Raw genomic sequence first — 20970 nt, 5'->3', positions numbered from 1 at the left:
CACCTACCCCGAATAGCACACCATCCCGAATAGCACAGGACCTCCCCATGGCAAACCGAATCACCTTTATCGGCGCCGGCAACATGGCCGGCGCCATCATCGGCGGCATGATCGATAGCGGCTTCCGCGCCGGCGATATCACCGCCACCTCTCCCGATGACACCATGCTGGCCCCTCTTCGTGAGCGGCTCGGCATCAATACCGCCACCGACAACGCCGCGGCGGTGAGCGATGCCGATGTGGTGGTGCTGGCGGTCAAGCCACAGATCATGCGCCAGGTATGCGAGGGACTGGGCGAGGCCATTCAGGCGCGTCGGCCGCTGATCGTCTCGGTCGCCGCCGGCCTGCCCGCCGCGACCCTCGAGCGCTGGCTGGGCGATGACCTGCCGCTGGTACGCTGCATGCCCAACACTCCCTCGCTGGTCGGCGCCGGTGCCGCCGGGCTCTACGCCAATGCCAGGGTCGACGAGACGCAACGGCAGCTGGCCAGCGAGCTGATGGAGGCCGTGGGGCTGGTGGAGTGGGTAGACGATGAGGCACTGCTGGACGCCGTCACCGCCGTATCCGGCAGCGCGCCCGCCTACTTCTTCCTGATGTTCGAGGCCATGGAGGAGGCCGGCATCCGCCAGGGGCTTCCCGCCGAGACCGCTCGCCGACTGGCGATGCAGACCGCCTATGGTGCGGCGAAGATGGCCATGGCCAGCGACAAGACGCCGGCCGAGCTCAAGCGCAACGTGATGTCACCCGGTGGCACCACTGAGCGTGCCATCGAGCACCTGGAGCAGGCCGGCCTGCGCACCACCCTGGCCGAGGCCATGGACGCCTGTTCGGCTCGCGCCCGCGAGATGGCCGACGAACTCGACGAGAACTGAGCGGCGTGTCGACACGCTACCCAACTTCAAGCCAATTCTAAGGAGGGCCCATATGGGCAGCCAACTGGGCAGCGCCGGCCTGATGCTGGTCAACACCCTGATCAATATCTACATCTTCCTGTTGATGCTGCGCTTTCTGCTGCAGGCATCCCGGGCCGACTACTTCAACCCCATCAGCCAGTCGGTGGTCAAGGTCACCCAACCGGCGGTGCGCCCCTTCCAGAGCTTTCTGGGACCGGTGATGGGCCGCTTCGACCTGGCCACCCTGGCCTGCGGCCTGGTGATCAAGGCGGTCGGCATCGTGCTTATCCTGCAGATCGCCGGGTTCGGCATGCCATCCATCGCGGGGGTGGCCATCGGCGCCGTGGCGGCGCTGGCCAACGCCATTCTCAAGATCTACTTCTTCGCCCTGATCGTGATGATCATCCTCAGCTGGGTGGCGCCCAACGCCAGCCATCCGGGCGCCCTGCTGGTGATGCAGCTGCTCGAGCCGATCATGGCACCGGTGCGAAAGGTGATACCGCCGCTGGGCATGATCGACCTGTCACCGATCTTCGTCTTCATCGCCATCAGCCTGATCGATGGTATCGTGGTGGCCTCGCTAACCCGAGCCGCCGGGATCGCCGGGGCCCTGGTAGGCCTCTGACGAGAGCGGCGAACCCTGCAACGACTGGACATGGAAGGACCAATGCCCGAGATCGCACGCGACTCGGTCGGCCTGGTGACGCCCCAGACGGCGCACTTCGACGACCCCCTGGACCTGGCCTGCGGCATGACACTGCCGGCCTACGACCTCGTCTACGAGACCTACGGCACCCTCAACGCCGAGCGCTCCAACGCCGTGCTGATCTGTCATGCGCTCTCCGGCCATCACCACGCCGCCGGCTACCACGACGCCGAGGAGCGCAAGCCGGGCTGGTGGGATGCGCATATCGGTCCTGGCAAGTCCATCGACACCGAGCGTTTCTTCGTGGTCTCGCTCAACAACCTGGGCGGCTGCCACGGCAGCACCGGCCCCAACAGCATCAATCCGGCGACGGGTCGCCTGTGGGGGCCGGAGTTCCCCATGGTGACCGTGAGCGACTGGGTCCACAGCCAGGCCCGCCTGGCCGACCGCCTGGGGATCACGCGCTTCGCCGCGGTCATCGGCGGTAGCCTGGGCGGGATGCAGGCACTGCAGTGGGCCCTGAGCTACCCCGAGCGCGTCGGCAGCGCCGCGGTCATCGCCGCCACGCCCAAGCTGTCGGCCCAGAACATCGCTTTCAACGAGGTGGCGCGCCAGGCCATCCGCTCCGATCCCGAGTTCCACGACGGCTGGTATGCCGAGCATTCGGCGATACCCCGACGCGGGCTCAAGCTGGCACGCATGGTGGGGCATATCACCTACCTCTCGGAAGATGCCATGGGCCACAAGTTCGGTCGCGACCTGCGTAACCATGACTTCAACTTCGGCTACGGCGTCGAGTTCCAGGTCGAGTCCTACCTGCGCTATCAGGGCGACACCTTCTCCACCTCCTTCGACGCCAACACCTACCTGCTGATGACCAAGGCGCTGGACTACTTCGACCCGGCGGCGGCACATGGCGGTGACCTGGCCCGCGCCCTCGCCCCGGCCCGCTGCCCCTTCCTGGTAACCAGCTTCACCACCGACTGGCGCTTTCCGCCCTCGCGCTCCAGGGAGCTGGTCGATGCCCTGATCCGCGCCGGCAAGCCGGTCAGCTACGCCAACATCGAATCGAGTCACGGCCACGACGCCTTCCTGATGCCCGAGCCCCGCTACCAGGCGGTGTTTGCCGCCTTCATGTCGCGGGTGGCTCGGGACCTGGGGCTGGAGGAACGCCCATGAATCGCCCGGACCTCAAGCTGATCCATGAGTGGGTGCCGACCGGCGCCCATATCCTCGACCTGGCCTGCGGAGATGGCACCCTGCTGGCGACCCTCGCTCGCAGCAAGGGGGTGACCGGCTACGGCCTGGAGATCGACCCCGAGGGCATCACCGCCTGCATCGCCAAGGGAGTCAATGTCATCGAGCAGAACCTCGACGACGGGCTGGCCAACTTCGATGATGGTGCCTGTGACCTGGTGGTAATGACCCAGGCCCTGCAGGCCCTGCGCCGTCCCGATCTCGCCCTCGACGAGATGCTGCGGGTGGCCGGCGAGGCGATCATCACCTTCCCCAATTTCGCCTACTGGCGCCACCGGGTCCATCTGGGCATCCGTGGCTACATGCCGGTCTCCAAGTCGCTGCCTCACGCCTGGTACGACACGCCCAACATTCATCTCTCGACCTTCAACGACTTTGAACAACTCTGCCGCGACAAGGGTCTGATCATCGTCGACCGAGCAGTGGGCATTGGCGACCACGAGGGCCACTGGACCTCGCGGCTATGGCCCAACCTGTTCGGCGAGATCGCCATCTTCCGGGTCGCCCGCGGCTGACCAGGAAGGGTCCAGTGAATGACGGCAAGAGGGGTAAGCGCATGAGGAGTCAGCGCATGACGCGAGGCATCCTGTCCGCCCTGCTCGCGGGCACTCTGGCACTGCTGGCCAGCACCGCCGCCGCCCAGCAGTTCGAGCAGATAGGCGACGTCCAGATTCACTACAGCGCGGTGAGCACCAGCTTCCTGCCCGAGGCAGTGGCGCGTGAACACCAGATCCAGCGCAGCCCGGCACTGGCGCTGCTCAACGTCAGCGTGCTCGAGGAGCGTGAAGACGGCACCACCCGCAACGTGCCCGCCAGGGTCGATGGTCGGGTCGGCGGCATCGGCGAGAGTGACGACGGCAGGCCGCTGAGCTTCCGCACCCTGCGCATCGGCGACACCCCCTCTCAGGTGGCGGTGTTTCGTATCGACGACGGGGCGCCGATGCGCTTCGACCTGGAGGTGTTCCACGACCGCAACGCCGAACCGGCCCAGTTGCAGTTTATCCAGCGCTTCTATATCGACCGTTAGCGACCGGGGTGCGGCGCCGGCCGCCGCACTCTCGACGCTTCCTCAGCCGCTATAGCGGCGCTCGAGTGCCACCGGCAGTTCGACATCCAGATGGATATCGACCGGCCTCCCGTCACGCCGCTGCACCCGGCAGCGCTGCGCCAGCACCTCCACGCCGTTCGCCGCTGCCTCGCGCAGGGTAGCCGCATAGGCGGGATCAAGGTGCTCGGCGGGAGCCACGTCGGGGATCCCCTCGTGGGCCACGCAGAACAGCAGCACCGCACGCTGCCCCGCCTGCGCCAGGCCCATCAGTGCCTCCAGGTGCTTTCTGCCCCGCTCGCTCACCGCATCCGGAAAGTAGCCGTGCCCATCGGGCTCCCTGAGCGTCACCTGCTTGACCTCCACGAAGGCCGTGCCACGCTCGGGATCGTCGAGCCGGAAGTCGATCCGCGAGGCCTTCTCTCCCTGAGTGGCAACCGCAACCTCGCGCCGCAATTCGGCATACCCGGCGAGCGCCGGGACCCGCCCGGCACGCAGCGCCCCCTCGACGATGCGGTTGGCCCGCCCGGTCTGCACCGAGGCCATCGCCAGGCTGCCATCGGGCTGCGGCAGCTCGATCAGCTCCCAGGTCCAGGCCAGCTTGCGTTTCGGGTTGTCGCTGGGCGATAGCCATACCCGGCAACCCGGAATGTTCACCGCTCGCATGGAGCCGGTATTGGGGCAGTGAGCCACCACCTCGCGGCCATCGTCGAGAAGCACATCGGCCAGGAAGCGTTTGTAGCGGCGCAACAGCACGCCTGGCACCAGCTCGGGATACGCCATGTTCGCCATCTACTGGCGCGCCACGAAGCGTTCGAGTCGGCTCACCGCCTCCTCCAGGCGCTCGATGCCGGTCGTGAAGGCAATACGTACATGCCGTTCGCCGCCCTGCACGGCGAAGTCGACTCCCGGCGTGATGGCGACATTCTCCTCCTCCAGCAGGCGCTGGCAGAAGGCCTGGCTATCGTGGCTGTAGCGGGAAATATCCAGCCACAGGTAGAAGGCCCCCTGGGGCGGCAGCGAGGGAGTGAGGTCGAGCCGCGAAAGTCCGGCCAGCAACGCATCCCGGCGGCGTCCCAGCTCGACTCGGCGCTCCTCGAGAATGGCGCGACAGTCGGGCGCGAAGGCGGCCAGGGCAGCATGCTGGGCCGGGGTGGGGGCGGCCAGGAAGACGTTCTGGGCCAGCCGCGTCAGCGGCTCGACTGCCTCCTCGGGCGCCAGCAGCCACCCCAGGCGCCAGCCGGTCATGCCGAAGTACTTGGAGAAGCTGTTGACCACGAAGGCATCGGGAGTGATCGAGGCCACCGAGAGGGGCTCGAGGTCATAGCAGAGGCCCTGGTAGATCTCGTCCACCAGCAGATGACCGCCGCGTCCGGCCACGGTCTCGGCCACCGCTGCCAGTTGGCCGGCATCCAGCATATGACCGGTAGGGTTGGAGGGCGTCGCCAGCATCGCCAACCGCGTTGTCGCCTGCCAGTGGGACTCGACCAGCCCGGCATCCAGCTGCCAGCCACTCTCCGGCCCGACCGGCACGACATCCACCTCGGCCCCGGCCAGGGCCATGAAGTGACGGTTGCAGGGATAGTTGGGATCGGCCATCAGCACCCGGTCACCGGGCCCGGCCAGCAGCTGGCTGGCCAGCAGCAGCGCGCCGGAAGCACCGGGGGTGACCAGGATGCGTCGCGGATCCACCTCGGCACCGAAATGGTCCGCGTAGTGGCCGGCGATCGCCTCGCGCAGGGCTGGTAACCCAGCCGCCGGCGTGTAGCGGGTGTGACCCGCCGCCAGGGCGGCCTGACCGGCGGCGACCACCGGCTCGGGGGTCGGGAAGTCCGGCTCGCCGACCTCCAGATGGATCACATCATGGCCGGCCGCCTCGCGGGCCTGGGCAGTTTCCAGCAGGCTCATCACCCGAAAGGGGGCGACCTGATCGACTCGGGGGCTCCAGGCCATGGCAGGACTCCTGTCGTTGGGCCAACATGCCAGGGAGTCAATCCTCCCACGGCACGGTCAAAGTGTGGTGTCACTGGGCCCTAGTGTAGCGACTTTGGTGGCAAGATCGCAGCCATATGCCCAGTCGAGCTTGCAAAGATAGGGTTTATCGGCTAAACAAGCATGCCTTTGGCGTGAGATATCTTGCCAGGCGGCGAGTATCGATCAGCAGTCACACCAGTAACGAGGCAGCACCATGCCAGGAGGCAGCACCATGCCAGTAGCCGACAAGAAAACGGAAGCTCCCGAGAAGTTCACCCCCTACGAACCGGCGGCGGGTGAGGAGTACATGAACGAGAAGCAGCTGGAGCATTTCCGACAGATCCTGCTGGGCTGGAAACAGGATCTCATGGAAGAGGTGGACCGCACCGTGCGCCATCTGCAGGAGGAGGCAAACAACTACGTCGATCCGGCCGATCGCGCCACCCAGGAGGAGGGCTTCAGTCTGGAGCTGCGCACCCGGGACCGCGAGCGCAAGCTGCTCAAGAAGATCAACGAGACGCTCGACATGATCGACGAGGACGACTACGGCTTCTGCGAGGCCTGCGGCGTCGAGATCGGCATTCGCCGGCTGGAAGCCCGTCCCACGGCCACCCTGTGCGTGGACTGCAAGACGCTGGCCGAGCTCAAGGAAAAGCAGCTGGGCGGCTGATCCGGCGATGCCGGTGCTGTGGCTGATCCTTCATGACGGGCACCCCAGGGTGCCCGTCTGCGCATCTGACGCCTGGAAATCTGCATGAGTCTCTACCGCGGACGCTTCGCCCCCACTCCTTCGGGAGCACTGCACTTCGGCTCGCTGATTGCGGCCCTGGCCAGCTTCCTGGATGCTCGGCAGGCCGGTGGCGAGTGGCTATTGCGCATCGAGGATATCGACCCGCCACGCTGCCCGGCCGGTGCCGCCGACGAGATCCAGCGCCAGCTGGAGGCCTTTGGACTGCAGTGGGACGGTCCCGTACTCTGGCAGCACGCCCGTGATGACGCCTATCAGGCCGCCCTCGAACGCTTGACCGATCAGGGTCTCGCCTATCCCTGCAGCTGCTCGCGCAAGCAGTGGCGTGACCACCCCGTCTACCCCGGCTGGTGCCGCCACGGCGTCCGTGACCCCGGCAAGCCGGTGGCCTGGCGACTGCGCAGCGACCGGGGGCTGCGCCCGGTGGTATGGCAGGACCGGCTGTTTGGCGAACAGCGCTTCGACCCGGCCCGACTCGGCGATGTGGCACTCAAGCGCAAGGATGGCCTGTGGGCCTACCAGCTCGCCGTGGTGGTGGATGATGCCGACCAAGAGATCAATAACGTCGTACGCGGTTTCGACCTGCTCGACAACACCCCCTGGCAGCGCCAGCTGCAGCACGCCCTGGGTGCCGCCACGCCCGGTTACCTGCATCTGCCGCTGATCATCGGTGAAGGTGGCCAGAAGCTTTCCAAGCAGAACCTCGCCCCGGCGCTGCCCACCCGGGACGCCGCGGTACGCCCGCTGCTGCATGCCGCCCTGAAGGCGCTCGACCAGGCGCCCCCGGAGACACTTGCCACCGCCCCCGTGACCGAGCAGCTCGCCTGGGCCGTGGAGGCCTGGTCGGTGGCGCGCATTCATCCCCGGGCCGAACGGCCCCTCGCCGACAATCGGGTCACGGCGTCGTGATGGAGAAGGAGGCGCCATGTACGTCTATCGACTGATGCTGTTCCTGGTGTTTATCGGCTACCTGCTCTCACCGCTGATGATGAGCGGCTGGGCCACTCCCGACGTGGCCTGGTACCGTCCCTTCATCATCTGGGGTGTACTGATCGCCCTGACCCTGTGGCTGGAGCAGAAGAGGAAGCTCGATGAGCGCTAGTCTGGCACCCCCGGGCATCACCTCTGCTGGCATCACCTGGGGCGTGCCGGACGCCGAGCCGCTGGAGCATGAGCAGAGGAGGAGGCTCGATGAACGCTAGCCTGGTCGGCATGCTCGGCGTGGGTGCCTGCTTCCTGCTGCTGCTCTGGCTCTGCGCACTGGCCGTGGAGCGTGGCTGGATTTCCACGCATGTCACCCGCCACCCGCTCGTCTACGTTCTGGCGCTGGGCGTCTATGCCAGTGCCTGGGCGATCTATGGCAGCCTGGAGCTGGCTGCCACCTCCGGTTACGGCTACCTGACCTACTACCTGGGCATGGCCGGCGCCTTCCTGCTGGCCCCGGTACTGCTGGTGCCGATCCAGCGCATGGTACGCACCCATCAGCTGGCCTCGCTGGCCGACCTCTTCGCCTTTCGCTATCGCTCGCGCTGGGTCGGCACCCTGATCACCCTGGTCAGCCTGCTGGCGGTACTACCGCTGCTGGCCCTGCAGGTGCAGACCATGGGCAACGCCATCTATCTGATGACCGGCGCCGCTTCTCCGGCCACGCTGGCGCTGGTCTTCTGTGTGCTGCTGGCGCTGTTCGACATGACCTTCGTGGGGCGACGCCAGCGTATCGACGGACAACACGACAGCCTGCTGGCCGTGATGGCGCTCTCCTCGCTGATCAAGCTGCTTGCCATGCTGGGCCTCGGTGGCTTCGCGCTGTTCGCAATCTTCGATGGGCCCGCCGATGTTCAGGCGTGGCTCGAGGGCCCCGGCCAGGCCTTCCAGTCCAGTGTGGTCCAGACCGACCCGGCACACTGGCGCTCACTGCTGCTGCTGTTCTTCGCCGGCCTGCTGATGCCGCATATCTTCCATCTGGTCTTTACCGAGACCCGCTCCCGCCACACCCTGCTGCAGGCCAGCTGGGCGCTGCCGCTGTTCCTGCTGTTGATGGCGCTACCGGTACCGCTGATCCTGTGGGCCGGCCAGCGCCTGGGGCTCGATGCCACCTTCGACACCGGCTACCTGGCGTTCGGACTCTCCGAGTCCCTGTCCCTGAAGGCCCTGGCCTTCCTCGCCGGGCTGGCCGCCACCAGCGCCACCACCCTGCTGATCGCCCTGGCGCTGTCGGGCATGCTGACCAACCATGTCTTTCTGGTGGCACACCCCCCTGAGGCCCACCATGACCTATACCGCTGGCTACGTTGGCTGCGCCGCGGCCTGGTTGCCGCGGTGGTGCTCGGCGGCTGGCTGTTCTATCGCATCGTCGGCGTGCACCACGACCTGACCAGCCTGGGGCTCGCGGCCTTCGTGGGCATGGCGCAGTGTCTCCCCGGACTTCTGGCCCTGCTCTACTGGCCGGGCGCCAACCGGCGCGGCATGGTAGCGGGGCTGATCGTCGGGGTGGGTGTATGGCTCTCCGGGCTATGGGTGCCCCTGCTGACCGGACTCCCCGCCCTGGCGATCATTCCCCCCGGGCTCGAGGCGCTGAGTGGCGAGCCGGCCTGGTACACGGTGACCCTGGTCTCCCTGGCAAGCAACGCCATGGTCCTTATCGTGGTCTCCCTGGCCACCCCGACATCCGAAGGGGAGCGTGCCGCCGCCGAGGCCTGTTCGGTGGATGCGGTGATCCGTCCCAAGCGCTTGCCGCTGGAGGCCGCCAGCGGCGAAGAGTTCAAGCCGCACCTGGCCCGTGCGCTGGGCGAGTCGGTGGCGCGGCGCGAGGTCGACCGCGCCCTGGATGATCTCGGCCTCTCACCGCTTGACGGCCGTCCCTACGCGCTGCGCCGGCTACGCGACCGCCTGCAGGCCAACCTCTCCGGGCTGATGGGTCCCTCGGTGGCCCAGGACATCGTCGACCGCTATCTGCCCTACCGCCAGGGAGGCCCCGGCGCCACCGAGGATATCCACTTCGTGGAGAGTCGCCTGGAGGCCTACCGCTCGCGGCTTACCGGCCTGGCACGGGAACTCGACGGCCTGCGCCGCTACCATCGACGCACTCTCACGCGACTCCCCGTGGGGCTATGCGCCTTCGGCGAGGATGGCGAGCTGCTGATGTGGAACGATGCGCTGGCCCGACTCTCGGGCATCGAGGGCAGCGGTGTCGTGGGCGCCAGGCGCGAGAGCCTGCCCGCTCCCTGGAACGAGCTGCTGGGGCGCATCATCGCCGAGCCCGAAAGCCAGCTCTACAAGCACCCCGTCACTCTCGACGGCACCACCCGCTATCTCAGCCTGCACAAGGCCGCACTGGAGGGCAGCCACAGCGAGCCCGGTGGCATGGTGATCCTGATCGAGGATCACAGCGAGATGAAATGGCTGGAGGATGAACTGGTCCACGCCGCTCGGCTGGCCTCCATCGGACAGCTGGCCGCCGGCGTGGCCCACGAGATCGGCAACCCCATCACCGGTATCTCGTCGTTGGCACAGAACCTGCGCTTCGAGGCCGATGATCCCGAGGTGGTGGAGACCACCGAGCAGATCCAGCAGCTCACCGATCGCGTCTCGCGCATCGTCTCCTCTCTGGTGGGCTTCGCCCATGGTGGCCGCCACCTCGCCGGCCGCGAGCTCGTCCCGGTGGCCATTGCCGAGGTGGTCGACGAAGCCATTCACTTGATCCACCTGGCCCGCTCGAGGGAGGATGTGCGCTTCGACAATCGCTGTTCGCGGGAGGCGTGCGTGGAGGGCGACGCCCAGCGTCTGCTGCAGGTGATGGTCAACCTGCTGGGCAACGCTCGCGATGCCAGCGGACCGGGAGACAGTGTGACCGTCGAGACCGTCCCGGAAGGCTCGGGGGTGAGGGTCAGTGTCACCGACGAGGGCGCCGGCATCGACCCCAGCGTCCGCGACCACCTCTTCGAGCCCTTCACGACCACCAAGCCCCCCGGCGAAGGCACCGGTCTCGGCCTGCCGCTGGTCTACAGCATCGTTGCCGAACATCACGGCACCCTGGACGTCGAGTCACCGCTGCCGGAAAGCGAGGGCGGTACTCGCATCAGCCTGTGGCTGCCGCGTCACCAGAAGGAGGGTGAGAGACCCCGATGAGCCGGATCCTGATCGTAGAAGACGAAGCCATCATCCGCAGTGCGCTGCGCCGCCTGCTCGAACGCCACGACTACCGAGTCGAGGAGGCCGGCTCGGTCGCCGAGGCCATGGCCCTGGATCCGCAACGCTTCGACCTGGTGATCAGCGACCTGCGCCTGCCAGGCGAGCCCGGCACCGAACTGATCACCCGCGCCGCTCCGGTAGCGGTGCTGATCATGACCAGCTACGCCAGCATGCGCTCCGCCGTGGACGCCCTCAAGCTGGGTGCCGTGGACTACGTGGCCAAGCCCTTCGACCACGATGAACTGCTCGAGACCGTGGCCCGTGTGCTGCACCAGCAGGGCAGCCTGCAAGCCACTCCCCCCGATATCGCCGACCCCGGCGGCCAGGCACGGCCGATGATCGGCAACTGCGAGGCGATGCAACGGGTCTACGCACGGATCAGCAAGACCGCTCCGGCCGATGTCACCGTGCTGGTCCAGGGCGAGTCCGGCACCGGCAAGGAGCTGGTGGCCCGCGCCCTGCACCAGCAGAGCAAGCGAGCCCAGGCACCGCTGATCTGTGTCAACTGCGCGGCGATTCCCGAGACGCTGATCGAGTCGGAGCTGTTCGGCCACGAGAAGGGAGCCTTCACCGGCGCCAGTGCGGCACGCACCGGCCTGGTAGAGGCCGCCGACGGTGGCACCCTGTTCCTCGACGAGATCGGGGAGCTGCCTCTGGATGCCCAGGCACGGCTGCTGCGAGTGCTTCAGGAGGGCGAAATCCGCAAGATCGGCTCGGTGGAGACTCGTCACGTCGATGTGCGCCTGATCGCCGCCACCCACCGCGACCTCCAGGCCCTGTCGAAGACCGGCGAGTTCCGCCTCGACCTCTACTACCGCCTCAATGTCATGCAGATCGACCTGCCGCCCCTCCGCGAGCGGGAGGACGATGTGCTGCTGATCGCCGACGCCCTGCTGGAAAAGGCCTGTCGGCGCCATGATCGCGGTGGGCTGCGCCTCTCCCGCGCCGCCCGCGACGAGATCCGCCACTACCCCTGGCCCGGCAACGTTCGCGAGCTGGAGAATGCCCTGGAACGTGGCGTGATCCTGGCCGAGGGCCACCTGATTCACCCCGACGACCTGGGCCTCACCGCGGCCTCCGGTGCCCCCCCGCTGTCGCGGCGCGCCGCCCCCACTCAGCAAGCCCCCGCCCCCGAAAAGGCGGATAGCGTCGATAGCGCCCCCGTGGATGACCTCTCCCTGGAGGACTATTTCCAGCACTTCGTGCTGGAGAACCAGGACCATATGAGCGAGACCGAACTGGCCCAGAAGCTCGGCATCAGCCGCAAGTCGCTATGGGAGCGCCGACAGCGCCTCGGCATCCCGCGCAAGAAGAGCTCCCGCCGCAAGACCGACTGACTCTCGCCAGGGCCAGTCGCCCCTGACCCCGAGCCCTCTTCGACCAAGGTGCAAGACCGGCCTCCGGCCCGAAATTGGCACACCGAGCCGCGCGTCCGCACTCCCCACGCACCATTTGTTACCGTCCCACACAGAACATGCCCGATTACTGCACCATCGGGGTAACACTCAGCCCCTCCGCAGAAGCCTCCACTTGATGACACCCATGTAACATCTTGGTTTTATGACGATAAAAAGATAATGGCATGCCATCTGCAATATACAGGGCAAGAAAAACAAGTTCCGGCGTCATCCGCTGCCCGCCACAACAAACGGCCACAACAACAACAGCGCAGCCCGGATGACACAGGCCCACCACAACAATGCCAAGAGGCGTGGGCCAGTGCCGCTACAGGCACGACATCAACAAGAACAACAGAGTGACGTGCCCGGCCCCTCGAGCCTAACAACAACAGCAAAATACGAGGCACCGGAAAAAAATCAGGACGCGACGCGCCAGCCCCGCCCACAACAAGAACAACGGGCCCGCGAGGCGCACCCCCGGAAACAACACCAACACGCCGGGGGAAGGCAGACTCACTGCCGTCGTGGTTGGATTATTGTTTTGAATACGAGGCGGTCTCCACCGGGAGCGCCAACAAGGACAACAACACTGCTTGCCTGAACTCCTTGGTGACTGTGGTGCGTATTCAAGGCGATGTGCCATCACGAAGAAGAAACAGCCGCATGGACGCTGCAACGCTGCTTGAGGGGGAGGCCATTGGCCTCCCCCTTCTACGTTCGGGTATCGGAGACGGAGAAGCCCCGATGCTATGCAAGCTCCTGGGGGTCCGCTACACTCAATGCCTTTGCACGTTTACCACGAGCTTTCTCCGCCCTGCGAGTCGATATCGCCGCATGTTCAAAGGATTTACCCGTTTTCTGCAGAGTCCCGGCGAGAGCCTGAAGTCACTGTTCGGTACCGAAGCCACCGCCGGCGTACCCGAGGTTCGCGTCATTCCGCGCGAGGAGCACCCGGTATCGCGTCAGCATCTCAGCGATGCGGCCCTCAAGGTTCTCTATCGGTTGCACAACGCCGGCTTCGAGGCCTATCTCGTCGGTGGCTGTATCCGTGACTCCCTGCTGGGGCGCATGCCGAAGGACTTCGATGTGGCTACCAACGCCACACCGGAAGAGGTCAAGGGGCTGTTCCGCAACTCACGGATCATTGGCCGCCGCTTCCGAATCGTCCATGTGCGCTTCGGCCGCGAAGTCATCGAAGTCACCACCTTCCGGGGCAAGCCCGGTGACGACCACGCCGACCATATTGCTCAGCAGTCCGACGATGGCCTGCTGCTGCGCGACAACGTCTGGGGCGATGTTCAGGAAGATGCCCTGCGCCGCGACTTCACCATCAACGCCCTCTATTACAGCATCGCCGATTTCTCGATCCACGACTTCGCCGATGGCGTTCGCGATATCCAGGCACGCACCCTGCGCCTGATCGGCGACCCGGCGACCCGTTATCGCGAGGACCCGGTGCGCATGCTGCGGGCCGTGCGCTTTGCCGCCAAGCTCGACTTCCAGCTGGCTCCGGCCACCGAGGCGCCGATCCACGAGCTCGCCCCCCTGCTACTGCAGATCCCCCCGGCACGCCTGTTCGACGAGGTACTCAAGCTGTTCATGGCCGGGCACGGCGTCGAGACCTTCCGTCTGCTGCGCCACTACGGCCTGTTCGAGATGCTACTACCCGAGGCCGCCGAGGCCATGGACGAGCTACCCTGGGCCGAGCGCCTGGTCGAGGAGGCCCTGGCCAGCACGGATCGCCGCATCCATGAGGAGCGTCCGGTGACGCCGGCCTTCCTGTTCGCCGCCATGCTATGGCCACCGGTGGTACTTCGCCAGGCCGAACAGGAGGCCAATGGGCTGCCGCCGATCCCCGCCCTGCAGGCCGCTGCCCAGCAGGTGATCTCGCGCCAGCTCCAGCATGTGTCGATCCCCAAGCGCTTCAGCATGCCCATGCGCGATATCTGGGACCTCCAGCAACGCCTGCCGCTGCGCCGCGGCCGCCGAGTGTTCCAGACCCGAGAGCATCCGCGTTTCCGCGCTGCCTACGATATGCTGCTGCTACGCGAAACCGCCGGTGAACTGGCCCCGGGCCTCGGCGACTGGTGGACCGACTTCCAGAATGCCGATGAGCACGAACAGGCTCGCCTGCTCGACCGGGTCGGCGCCAACCCCGCCGGCAGTGGCAAGCCCGGCCGCAAACGGCGTCGCCGCCGTCGCAAGCCCCGCGACAACAATGGCGGTGGCTCGGAGACATGAGCCTGCAGCGCGCCTGGGTCGGTCTGGGCAGCAATCTCGAGAGCCCCCGCCGACAGATCGAGTCGGCCATCGAGGCGCTCGATCGGCTGCCGCTGACCCGCCATGTGGCCGCCTCGCCCCTGTATGCCAGCCGTCCCGTCGGCCCCCAGGACCAGCCCGACTTCATCAATGCCGTGGCCTGCCTGGAAACACGCCTCTCGCCACTCGCACTGCTCGACCAGCTGCAGGCCCTGGAGCAACGCCACCGCCGCGTACGGGCTCGCCGCTGGGGTCCCCGCACCCTCGACCTGGATCTGCTACTGTTCGGTGACAGCACCCTGTGTCTGCCGCGCCTGACGGTGCCACACCCGGAGATGACTCGGCGCGCCTTCGTGCTGGTGCCACTGCTGGCCGTTGATGCACGACTGCGCCTCCCCGACGGGCGACGAGTGGCTGACCTGAAGGCCGCGCTGGCCGACAACCTCTCGAGTGAGGTGTTACCGCTCGAGGAGGAGTGACCGCCAGAAAGTGTTACCCATCGACACAGCATGCCCATTCGGGTAACAATCGTGGGTTACACGGGCCGGCACTCCACGCCGCGACCCGACGTCATAACCGAGAGAGCACGCCATGAAACCCATCACCCTGAGCACGCTGCAGGCCTACAAGCGCGCCGGTGACACCTTCAGCTGCCTGACCGCCTACGACGCCTCCTTCGCCAGGGCCGCCAGCGATGCCGGCATCGACGTACTGCTGGTGGGCGACTCCCTGGGCATGGTCCTGCAGGGCCATACCAGCACCCTGCCGGTCACGCTGGAGGAGATCTGCTATCACACTCGCTGCGTGGCTCGTGGCAAGGGCGCCAGCCTGCTGATGGTCGACCTGCCCTTCATGGGCAATGCCAGCCAGGAGCGGCTGCTGGAAAACGCCGGCGAACTGATGCGTGCCGGAGCCGAGCTGGTCAAGGTGGAGGGCGAGGCATGGATGGCCGACGGCATCCGTGAACTGACCCGCCGGGGCGTGCCGGTATGTGCCCATCTGGGACTGACGCCACAGACCGTCTATCAGCTGGGTGGCTACAAGGTGCAGGGCCGCGATGCCGACCGCGCCAGCCAGATCCTCGAGGACGCCCGCACCCTGGTCGAGGCCGGCGCCTCGGTCATCCTGCTGGAGTGCGTGCCGGCCGATCTGGGCCGCACCATCACCGAGGCCCTCGACGTGCCGGTGATCGGCATCGGCGCCGGCCCCGACACCGATGGCCAGATTCTGGTCATGCACGACCTGCTGAACGTCACCCCGGGCCGCAAGCCACGCTTCGTCAAGAACTTCATGGCCGAGGCCGAGGACATCCATGGCGCCTTTCGACGCTACCACGAGGACGTCAAGGCACGGCGGTTCCCCGCCGAGGAGCACTGTTTTTAACTTTGGTTGTCAACTTTAATATTTAACTTCGGTTTTCAGCCCCAGTTTTCAAGAAACGTAGCTTACTACCGCTTCTAGCCGGAACCTTGCCATGCGTACCCTGAGAGACATTCCCGCCCTGCGTGAAACGCTGGGCGACGCCCGCCGGCGCGGCGACCGCGTCGCCCTGGTGCCCACCATGGGCAATCTTCACGAAGGTCATCTGGCCCTGGTCGCCGCCGCCCGTCAGCGGGCCGAGGTGGTGGTCGCCACCATCTTCGTCAACCCGCTGCAGTTCGGTCCCGGCGAGGACCTCGACGCCTATCCGCGCACCCTCGCGGAGGATCAGGCACGGCTCGAGACGGCCGGTTGTGACCTGCTCTTCACCCCGGACACCGACACCCTCTATCCACGAGGCCTGGAAGCCCAGACCCGCATCGTGGTGCCCGAAATGACCGAGGGGCTGTGTGGGGCCTCGCGCCCCGGCCACTTCGATGGCGTCTCCACGGTAGTCGGCATGCTCTTCAACCTGGTGCAGCCCGACCTCGCCTGCTTCGGCGAGAAGGACTACCAGCAGCTGGCGGTGATCCGACGCCTGGTCGCCGACCTGCACCTTCCCATCGAGATTCTCGGCGTGCCCATCGTGCGTGCCGAGGACGGCCTGGCGCTCTCCTCGCGCAACGGCTACCTGAGTGCCGAGCAGCGCCGCATCGCCCCGCACCTCTACGCCATCCTCTGCAAGCTGCGCGATACGCTGGAGTCCGGTGGGGAGGCCTCCGCCAGCCTGGAGCAAGGATGGGCAGAGCTGAAGGAGGCCGGCTTCGACCCCGACTACCTGGAGCTGCGCGCCGCCGACCTCGGCCCGGTGACCGTCTCGACCCGTGAAGCGATACTGCTGGCCGCCGCCCGTCTCGGCCCTACCCGGCTGATCGACAATCTCGCCCTGAGCCTGCCGCAATGATGCGGCCCAACCGGAGGATGCTGTCTCGATGTATACCGTCATGCTGAAGGCCAAGCTGCACATGGCCCGCGTCACCCACGCCGTGCTCGACTACGAGGGCTCCTGTGCCATCGACGGCGAGCTGCTCGACATGTCCGGCATCCGCGAGAACGAGCAGGTCCAGATCTACAATGTCGCGAACGGTCAGCGTTTCACCACCTACGCGATTCGCGCCGAAGAGGGCTCCCGAGTGATCTCGGTAAATGGTGCCGCCGCCCATCTCGCCGGTGAAGGCGACCGCGTGATCATCTGCGCCTACGCCCACTACAGCGACAGCGAGCTGGACGCTCACCAGCCCGCCCTGGTCTACCTCCAGGAAGGCAACCGGGTCAGCCACACCAGCCACGCCATTCCCGTTCAGATGGCCTGAGCAACAAACGGCATCCCCGGCCTCGTCGCCGGGCTGCCTCCCTCTCGAACGCTTACCACCAAAGAGCCGCACGCAAACATTGCGGCAGCGCACAAGACTCCCCTATGCTGGAGGCCCCGGTCGTGTCCGGCTGTCGTGACAGGGCCGTAAGCTCGTCTTTCCAGCAAGGAGAGTGCTCCCATGCAAGAAGTGGTTATCGTTGCCGCCCGCCGCACCGCCGTCGGCTCATTTGGCGGTTCCCTGGCCGGCGTCCCTGCCAGCGACCTGGGTGCCCAGGTGATCAAGGATATCCTGGCGACTACCGGCGTCGCCGGCGACCAGGTGGACGAGGTGCTGCTTGGCCAGGTGCTGACCGCCGGCGTCGGTCAGAACCCGGCGCGCCAGGCCTCCATCAAGGCTGGACTGCCCGAGAGCGTGCCGGCCATGACCATCAACAAGGTATGCGGCTCCGGCCTCAAGGCGCTGCACCTGGCCACTCAGGCGATCCGCTGCGGCGATGCCGAGCTGATCATCGCCGGCGGCCAGGAGAACATGTCCGCCTCGCCCCACGTGCTGCCCAACTCGCGTAACGGCCAGCGCATGGGCGACTGGAAGGCCGTGGACAGCATGGTGCACGACGGCCTGTGGGACGCCTTCAACAACTACCACATGGGCATTACCGCCGAGAACCTGGCCGAAAAGTACGGCATCACCCGCGAGGAGATGGATGCATTCGCCGCCGACTCCCAGCAGAAGGCCGCCGCGGCCATCCGCGAGGGCAAGTTCAAGGGGCAGATCGTTCCAGTGGAGATTCCCCAGCGCAAGGGTGATCCGGTGGTCTTCGACACCGACGAGGGCCCGCGTGACGTGACCGCCGAGAAGCTTTCCGGCATGCGCCCGGCCTTCAAGAAGGATGGCACCGTTACCGCCGGCAACGCCTCCTCCATCAACGACGGTGCGGCCGTGGTGATGCTGTGCACCGCCGAGAAGGCCAAGGCCCTGGGCCTCGAGCCACTGGCCCGCATCAAGGCCTACAGCAATGCCGGTGTCGAGCCCTCCATCATGGGCATCGGCCCGGCCCCGGCGACCCGCCGCTGCCTGGAGAAGGCCGGCTGGAGCATCGACGACCTCGACCTGATCGAGGCCAACGAGGCCTTCGCCGCCCAGGCCCTCTCCGTCAACAAGGAGCTGGGCTGGGATGCCAGCAAGATCAACGTCAATGGTGGTGCCATCGCCATCGGTCACCCCATCGGCGCCTCCGGCTGCCGCATCCTGGTGACCCTGGTCCACGAGATGATCGCCCGTGACGCCAAGAAGGGCCTCGCCACCCTCTGCATCGGTGGTGGACAGGGCGTGGCGCTGGCCATCGAAAGATAAGCTCGAAGCTCGAAGACAAGCCTAAACAGAACCGCCCCCGCAGCCAGGCTGCGGGGGCGGTTTTACTTACGGCTTACAGCTTATCGCTTACAGCTCGCCGAAGGCGCTTACAGCTCGGGTTCAGCGACCGCCTCGGCCTCGAATGCCGCCTTCTCTTCCGGGGTAATCTCCTTGATGGTGAGCTTCACCCGGTTGCGGTTGTCGATATCGAGCACCTTGACGATGGGCTCGTCGCCCTCGTTGAGGAAGTCACGCACGTCATTGACCCGCTCCGGCACAATCTGGGAGATGTGCACCAGACCGTCGGTGCCGGGCATGATATTGACGAAGGCGCCGAAGTCGGCGATGCGCACCACCTTGCCACGGTAGAGCTTGCCGATCTCGGGCTCCGCGGTGATCGCCAGCACGGTGTCGATGGCCGCCTTGGCCGCCGACTTGTCCTCGGCATAGATGCGCACGGTGCCGTCATCATCGAGATCGATGGAGGCGCCGGTATCCTCGCAGATCTTGCGGATCGTGGCGCCACCCTTGCCGATGACGTCACGGATCTTCTCGGGATCTATCTTGATGGTCGCCATGGAGGGCGCGTTCTCGGAGACCTCGGCACGGCTCTGGTTGATCACCGCATTCATCTGCTCGAGGATGCTGAGGCGCGCTTCCAGGGCCTGCTGCAGCGCCTGCTCCATGATCTCCTCGTTGATGCCCTCGATCTTGATGTCCATCTGCAGGGCGGTCACGCCATCGGCGGAGCCGGCCACCTTGAAGTCCATGTCGCCGAGGTGGTCCTCGTCACCGAGGATGTCGGTCAGCACGGCAAAGCCGTCCTCGTCCTTGACCAGGCCCATGGCGATACCCGCCACCGGCGACTTGATCGGCACGCCGGCATCCATCAGGGCCAGCGAGGAGCCGCACACGGAGGCCATGGAGCTGGAGCCGTTGGATTCGGTAATCTCGGAGACCACCCGGATGGTGTAGGGGAACTCCGCCTCGTCGGGCAGCATGGCCTGCACGCCGCGACGCGCCAGGCGGCCATGGCCGATCTCGCGACGCTTGGGGCCGCCCATGAAGCCGGCCTCACCCACGCTGTAGGGAGGGAAGTTGTAGTGCAGCAGGAAGCGGTCCTTGCGCTCCCCCTCCAGCGACTCGATCAGCTGGGAGTCACGCAGGGTACCCAGGGTGGCGACCACGATGGCCTGGGTCTCGCCACGGGTAAATATCGCCGAGCCGTGGGCCTTGGGCAGGCTGCCCACTTCGATCTCCAGCGGACGCACGGTCTTGTGGTCGCGGCCATCGATACGCGGCTCGCCTTTCACCACACGGGCACGTACCACGCGCTTCTCGAGGCTTGAGAAGGCGCCTTTGACATCGTCGGCCGCAAACTTGCCTTCTTCCTCACCGGCCAGCTGCTCCACCGCCTCGGCCTTGAGGGCCGACAGGGCATCCTGACGCTGCATCTTGTCGGTGATGCGATAGGCCTCGCCCACGCGGGCCTCGAAGGCCTCGGCAATGGCGGACTTGAGCGCGGTGTTCTCCTCCGGCGGCTGCCAGTCCCACTTCGGCTTGCCCGCTTCGGCGACAAGCTCGTTGATGGCCTGGATCGCCGTCTGCATCTCCATATGGCCGTAGAGCACGGCGCCGAGCATCTCGTCCTCGAGCAGCTCATCGGCCTCGGACTCGACCATCAGCACCGCCTTCTCGGTACCGGCGACGACCATGTTCAGCTCGGAGGTGGTGAGCTCTTCCACGGTGGGGTTGAGGAAGTAGCCCTGCTCCTCGTTGAAGCCGACGCGGGCCGCGCCGATGGGGCCACTGAAGGGCACCCCGGAGATGGCCAGGGCCGCGGAGGTGCCAAGCAGCGCCGCGATATCCGGATCATGGTTACGATCGGTGGAGAGCACGGTGCAGACGACCTGCACCTCGTTCATGAAGCCCTTGGGGAAGAGCGGTCGGATCGGGCGATCGATCAGCCGCGAGGTGAGCGTCTCCTTCTCGGTGGGGCGCCCCTCGCGCTTGAAGAAGCCGCCGGGGATCTTGCCGACCGCATAGGTCTTCTCCTGATAGTGCACGGAGAGCGGGAAGAATGGCTGCGCGGGATTGGCATCCTTCCTGGCGACCACGGTGCACAGCACCACGGTATCGTCCATGGTGACCATTACGGCACCGGAGGCCTGGCGGGCGATGCGCCCGGTTTCCAGGGTGACGGTGCTGCGACCGTACTGAAATGTCTTCTTGACCGGATTCACGGCGACTTCCTTCAATATCTACTTTTCTGTGTTTGGGTCGTTTCGACTTCGCCGACCATTTTAGGGGTTGACGCGCCCCGCGGCCACCGGATAGCAAGATTTCCCCTTATCTCCTTCGTGAGGAGCGCCGGGGATAGGCTGAAGGGGAGGTCCGAGGACCAGGGATGGCCGAGGTAGCGCCCAGGGACGGGTTCACAGCGCCTCCCCGAAAACCTATCGCCGGATC

At 66.3% G+C, this 20970-nt stretch carries 19 protein-coding genes; 16 read left to right on the top strand and 3 right to left on the bottom strand.

Features of this window, described 5'->3' with window-relative positions:
* Nucleotides 1–47 precede the first annotated feature (47 nt).
* Genes proC through RM463_RS17110 form a run of 5 tightly spaced genes read left to right on the top strand, consistent with a single transcriptional unit; the run spans nt 48 to nt 3823 of the window.
* Nucleotides 48–872 carry a pyrroline-5-carboxylate reductase gene (gene proC, locus RM463_RS17130; protein WP_195688483.1) on the top strand — a complete coding sequence of 275 codons (825 nt, stop codon included), beginning with the start codon at nt 48–50 and terminating at the stop codon, nt 870–872.
* Between the two features lie 52 nt (nt 873–924).
* Complete coding sequence (locus tag RM463_RS17125) at nt 925–1518, top strand: YggT family protein (protein WP_311430733.1); 594 nt, start codon at nt 925–927, stop codon at nt 1516–1518.
* A 42-nt stretch (nt 1519–1560) separates the two neighbouring features.
* Entirely contained in the window at nt 1561–2718 is a 1158-nt protein-coding gene (locus tag RM463_RS17120; protein WP_195688485.1) for a homoserine O-acetyltransferase, read from the top strand.
* The gene (metW, locus tag RM463_RS17115) at nt 2715–3311 is read left to right on the top strand and encodes a methionine biosynthesis protein MetW (RefSeq protein ID WP_195688486.1); all 597 of its coding nucleotides are present in this window, start codon (nt 2715–2717) and stop codon (nt 3309–3311) included. Before RM463_RS17120 ends, metW begins: the two co-directional genes overlap by 4 nt.
* A gap of 56 nt (nt 3312–3367) precedes the next feature.
* On the top strand, nt 3368–3823 hold the full coding sequence (locus RM463_RS17110; RefSeq protein WP_195688487.1) for a DUF4426 domain-containing protein: 456 nt from the start codon (nt 3368–3370) through the stop codon (nt 3821–3823).
* A gap of 42 nt (nt 3824–3865) precedes the next feature.
* On the opposite strand, the gene sfsA is transcribed toward RM463_RS17110, so the two are convergent.
* Nucleotides 3866–4624: a DNA/RNA nuclease SfsA gene (sfsA, locus tag RM463_RS17105; protein WP_195688488.1), complete on the bottom strand. Its 759-nt coding sequence runs from the start codon at nt 4622–4624 to the stop codon at nt 3866–3868.
* A gap of 9 nt (nt 4625–4633) precedes the next feature.
* Complete coding sequence (locus tag RM463_RS17100; protein ID WP_195688489.1) at nt 4634–5794, bottom strand: pyridoxal phosphate-dependent aminotransferase; 1161 nt, start codon at nt 5792–5794, stop codon at nt 4634–4636.
* Between the two features lie 253 nt (nt 5795–6047).
* Here RM463_RS17100 and dksA point away from each other — a divergent pair, with 253 nt between their 5' ends.
* The 11 genes from dksA to RM463_RS17045 all read left to right on the top strand — a co-directional run bounded on the left by dksA (nt 6048) and on the right by RM463_RS17045 (nt 18501).
* Nucleotides 6048–6485, top strand: coding sequence for an RNA polymerase-binding protein DksA (dksA, locus tag RM463_RS17095; protein ID WP_311430732.1), 438 nt, complete (start codon nt 6048–6050; stop codon nt 6483–6485).
* An 84-nt stretch (nt 6486–6569) separates the two neighbouring features.
* A complete protein-coding gene (gluQRS, locus tag RM463_RS17090) occupies nt 6570–7472 on the top strand; it encodes a tRNA glutamyl-Q(34) synthetase GluQRS (RefSeq protein WP_195688490.1) in 903 nt (300 codons plus the stop codon).
* Nucleotides 7473–7488: 16 nt separating this feature from the next.
* On the top strand, nt 7489–7665 hold the full coding sequence (locus RM463_RS17085) for a hypothetical protein (protein WP_195688491.1): 177 nt from the start codon (nt 7489–7491) through the stop codon (nt 7663–7665).
* Between the two features lie 89 nt (nt 7666–7754).
* The gene (locus tag RM463_RS17080) at nt 7755–10691 is read left to right on the top strand and encodes an ATP-binding protein (RefSeq protein WP_195688492.1); all 2937 of its coding nucleotides are present in this window, start codon (nt 7755–7757) and stop codon (nt 10689–10691) included.
* On the top strand, nt 10688–12091 hold the full coding sequence (locus RM463_RS17075) for a sigma-54 dependent transcriptional regulator (protein WP_195688493.1): 1404 nt from the start codon (nt 10688–10690) through the stop codon (nt 12089–12091). Before RM463_RS17080 ends, RM463_RS17075 begins: the two co-directional genes overlap by 4 nt.
* A gap of 897 nt (nt 12092–12988) precedes the next feature.
* Nucleotides 12989–14395, top strand: coding sequence for a polynucleotide adenylyltransferase PcnB (gene pcnB / locus RM463_RS17070; RefSeq protein WP_195688494.1), 1407 nt, complete (start codon nt 12989–12991; stop codon nt 14393–14395).
* Nucleotides 14392–14892 carry a 2-amino-4-hydroxy-6-hydroxymethyldihydropteridine diphosphokinase gene (folK, locus tag RM463_RS17065; RefSeq protein ID WP_195688495.1) on the top strand — a complete coding sequence of 167 codons (501 nt, stop codon included), beginning with the start codon at nt 14392–14394 and terminating at the stop codon, nt 14890–14892. Before pcnB ends, folK begins: the two co-directional genes overlap by 4 nt.
* A gap of 112 nt (nt 14893–15004) precedes the next feature.
* The gene (gene panB, locus RM463_RS17060; protein ID WP_195688496.1) at nt 15005–15796 is read left to right on the top strand and encodes a 3-methyl-2-oxobutanoate hydroxymethyltransferase; all 792 of its coding nucleotides are present in this window, start codon (nt 15005–15007) and stop codon (nt 15794–15796) included.
* A 91-nt stretch (nt 15797–15887) separates the two neighbouring features.
* On the top strand, nt 15888–16736 hold the full coding sequence (panC, locus tag RM463_RS17055; protein WP_195688497.1) for a pantoate--beta-alanine ligase: 849 nt from the start codon (nt 15888–15890) through the stop codon (nt 16734–16736).
* A gap of 28 nt (nt 16737–16764) precedes the next feature.
* On the top strand, nt 16765–17145 hold the full coding sequence (panD, locus tag RM463_RS17050; protein ID WP_195688498.1) for an aspartate 1-decarboxylase: 381 nt from the start codon (nt 16765–16767) through the stop codon (nt 17143–17145).
* A 180-nt stretch (nt 17146–17325) separates the two neighbouring features.
* On the top strand, nt 17326–18501 hold the full coding sequence (locus RM463_RS17045; RefSeq protein WP_195688499.1) for an acetyl-CoA C-acetyltransferase: 1176 nt from the start codon (nt 17326–17328) through the stop codon (nt 18499–18501).
* 107 nt (nt 18502–18608) lie between these two features.
* Here RM463_RS17045 and pnp read toward each other — a convergent pair whose 3' ends face one another.
* A complete protein-coding gene (gene pnp, locus RM463_RS17040; protein WP_195688500.1) occupies nt 18609–20744 on the bottom strand; it encodes a polyribonucleotide nucleotidyltransferase in 2136 nt (711 codons plus the stop codon).
* Between the last annotated feature and the right edge of the window lie 226 nt (nt 20745–20970).

Source organism: Halomonas sp. LES1 (genome assembly GCF_031846005.1).
Taxonomy (GTDB): Bacteria; Pseudomonadota; Gammaproteobacteria; order Pseudomonadales; family Halomonadaceae; genus Halomonas.
Note: the sequence above shows the minus strand (reverse complement) of the source record. Positions and strands in the feature narration are given on the sequence as shown.

Coding starts and splice junctions, on each gene's coding strand:
- RM463_RS17080 (WP_195688492.1), top strand. CDS start 7,755: ATGAACGCTAGCCTGGTCGGCATGCTCGGCGTGGGTGCCTGCTTCCTG.
- panD (WP_195688498.1), top strand. CDS start 16,765: ATGTATACCGTCATGCTGAAGGCCAAGCTGCACATGGCCCGCGTCACC.
- pcnB (WP_195688494.1), top strand. CDS start 12,989: ATGTTCAAAGGATTTACCCGTTTTCTGCAGAGTCCCGGCGAGAGCCTG.
- proC (WP_195688483.1), top strand. CDS start 48: ATGGCAAACCGAATCACCTTTATCGGCGCCGGCAACATGGCCGGCGCC.
- RM463_RS17085 (WP_195688491.1), top strand. CDS start 7,489: ATGTACGTCTATCGACTGATGCTGTTCCTGGTGTTTATCGGCTACCTG.
- RM463_RS17045 (WP_195688499.1), top strand. CDS start 17,326: ATGCAAGAAGTGGTTATCGTTGCCGCCCGCCGCACCGCCGTCGGCTCA.
- RM463_RS17110 (WP_195688487.1), top strand. CDS start 3,368: ATGACGCGAGGCATCCTGTCCGCCCTGCTCGCGGGCACTCTGGCACTG.
- dksA (WP_311430732.1), top strand. CDS start 6,048: ATGCCAGTAGCCGACAAGAAAACGGAAGCTCCCGAGAAGTTCACCCCC.
- RM463_RS17100 (WP_195688489.1), bottom strand. CDS start 5,794: ATGGCCTGGAGCCCCCGAGTCGATCAGGTCGCCCCCTTTCGGGTGATG.
- RM463_RS17125 (WP_311430733.1), top strand. CDS start 925: ATGGGCAGCCAACTGGGCAGCGCCGGCCTGATGCTGGTCAACACCCTG.
- folK (WP_195688495.1), top strand. CDS start 14,392: ATGAGCCTGCAGCGCGCCTGGGTCGGTCTGGGCAGCAATCTCGAGAGC.
- metW (WP_195688486.1), top strand. CDS start 2,715: ATGAATCGCCCGGACCTCAAGCTGATCCATGAGTGGGTGCCGACCGGC.
- panB (WP_195688496.1), top strand. CDS start 15,005: ATGAAACCCATCACCCTGAGCACGCTGCAGGCCTACAAGCGCGCCGGT.
- gluQRS (WP_195688490.1), top strand. CDS start 6,570: ATGAGTCTCTACCGCGGACGCTTCGCCCCCACTCCTTCGGGAGCACTG.
- sfsA (WP_195688488.1), bottom strand. CDS start 4,624: ATGGCGTATCCCGAGCTGGTGCCAGGCGTGCTGTTGCGCCGCTACAAA.
- RM463_RS17075 (WP_195688493.1), top strand. CDS start 10,688: ATGAGCCGGATCCTGATCGTAGAAGACGAAGCCATCATCCGCAGTGCG.
- panC (WP_195688497.1), top strand. CDS start 15,888: ATGCGTACCCTGAGAGACATTCCCGCCCTGCGTGAAACGCTGGGCGAC.
- RM463_RS17120 (WP_195688485.1), top strand. CDS start 1,561: ATGCCCGAGATCGCACGCGACTCGGTCGGCCTGGTGACGCCCCAGACG.